The sequence below is a fragment of the Agromyces sp. H66 genome (genome assembly GCF_004959775.1).
In the GTDB taxonomy this organism is placed as follows: Bacteria; Actinomycetota; Actinomycetes; order Actinomycetales; family Microbacteriaceae; genus Agromyces.
This window is the reverse complement of the sequence record NZ_SJZG01000025.1, coordinates 1-1,977: the sequence shown is the minus strand read 5'-3', so window position 1 is coordinate 1,977 and position 1,977 is coordinate 1. Positions and strand designations below refer to the sequence as shown.

Sequence of the window (1,977 nt, the reverse complement as noted above, 5' to 3'; positions counted from 1 at the left end):
CGGGTGCGTCCGTTTCTTGAGAACTCAACAGCGTGCACTATGTTCAATGCCAATTTTTGAACCCTGACCTCGTCTTCGGATGGGGTGGGATTCCTTTGGATTGATGGACAGTCAGCAGTTTTGATTGTTTCTCAGTCAGAGGTTGAACTCTTGACTGGCCCTTTCGGGGGTTGGTTGAACAAGTTTTTTTGGAGAGTTTGATCCTGGCTCAGGACGAACGCTGGCGGCGTGCTTAACACATGCAAGTCGAACGATGAACTCCAGCTTGCTGGGGGGATTAGTGGCGAACGGGTGAGTAACACGTGAGTAACCTGCCCTGGACTCTGGGATAACCCCGAGAAATCGGAGCTAATACCGGATAGGACCCTGGAAGGCATCTTCTGGGGTGGAAAGTTTTTTCGGTTTGGGATGGACTCGCGGCCTATCAGCTTGTTGGTGAGGTAATGGCTCACCAAGGCGTCGACGGGTAGCCGGCCTGAGAGGGTGACCGGCCACACTGGGACTGAGACACGGCCCAGACTCCTACGGGAGGCAGCAGTGGGGAATATTGCACAATGGGCGCAAGCCTGATGCAGCAACGCCGCGTGCGGGATGACGGCCTTCGGGTTGTAAACCGCTTTTAGTAAGGAAGAAGGGCAGCCTTTGGGTTGTTTGACGGTACTTGCAGAAAAAGGACCGGCTAACTACGTGCCAGCAGCCGCGGTAATACGTAGGGTCCGAGCGTTGTCCGGAATTATTGGGCGTAAAGAGCTCGTAGGCGGTTTGTCGCGTCTGCTGTGAAATCCCGAGGCTCAACCTCGGGTCTGCAGTGGGTACGGGCAGACTGGAGTGCGGTAGGGGAGAATGGAATTCCTGGTGTAGCGGTGGAATGCGCAGATATCAGGAGGAACACCGATGGCGAAGGCAGTTCTCTGGGCCGTAACTGACGCTGAGGAGCGAAAGCGTGGGGAGCGAACAGGATTAGATACCCTGGTAGTCCACGCCGTAAACGTTGGGCGCTAGATGTGGGGACCTTTCCACGGTTTCCGTGTCGTAGCTAACGCATTAAGCGCCCCGCCTGGGGAGTACGGCCGCAAGGCTAAAACTCAAAGGAATTGACGGGGGCCCGCACAAGCGGCGGAGCATGCGGATTAATTCGATGCAACGCGAAGAACCTTACCAAGGCTTGACATACACCAGAACACCCTGGAAACAGGGGACTCTTTGGACACTGGTGTACAGGTGGTGCATGGTTGTCGTCAGCTCGTGTCGTGAGATGTTGGGTTAAGTCCCGCAACGAGCGCAACCCTCGTCGCATGTTGCCAGCACGTCATGGTGGGAACTCATGTGAGACTGCCGGGGTCAACTCGGAGGAAGGTGGGGATGACGTCAAATCATCATGCCCCTTATGTCTTGGGCTTCACGCATGCTACAATGGCCGGTACAAAGGGCTGCGATGTCGTAAGGCGGAGCGAATCCCAAAAAGCCGGTCTCAGTTCGGATTGAGGTCTGCAACTCGACCTCATGAAGTCGGAGTCGCTAGTAATCGCAGATCAGCAACGCTGCGGTGAATACGTTCCCGGGCCTTGTACACACCGCCCGTCAAGTCATGAAAGTCGGTAACACCCGAAGCCAGTGGCCTAACCGCAAGGAGGGAGCTGTCGAAGGTGGGATCGGTGATTAGGACTAAGTCGTAACAAGGTAGCCGTACCGGAAGGTGCGGCTGGATCACCTCCTTTCTAAGGAGCATCTGGCACTCTTCGGGGTGTCCAGGCATACCAGTAGCAGGCCGAATGTGTCTGGCTGGTTGCTCATGGGTGGAACATTGACATAGGCATCCAGGCCAAGGGTTCTGGTTCAGTACGCCGCTTTCGGGTGGTTGGAACGACTGGGGTCGGCGGGTTGGGTGCGTGCACGCTGTTGGGTCCTGAGGGACCGGACGCAGCCCCTGACTTTCGGGTTGGGGGTGGTTTGGACTCTTCAGGCCTTCACCGAGGC

Annotated in this window: 1 rRNA gene; it reads left to right on the top strand. The window is 56.4% G+C overall.

The features are described 5' to 3' along the window. The first annotated feature begins 185 nt into the window (after nt 1-185). Nucleotides 186-1,718, top strand: a 16S ribosomal RNA gene (locus EZM51_RS20355). Nucleotides 1,719-1,977 lie beyond the last annotated feature (259 nt).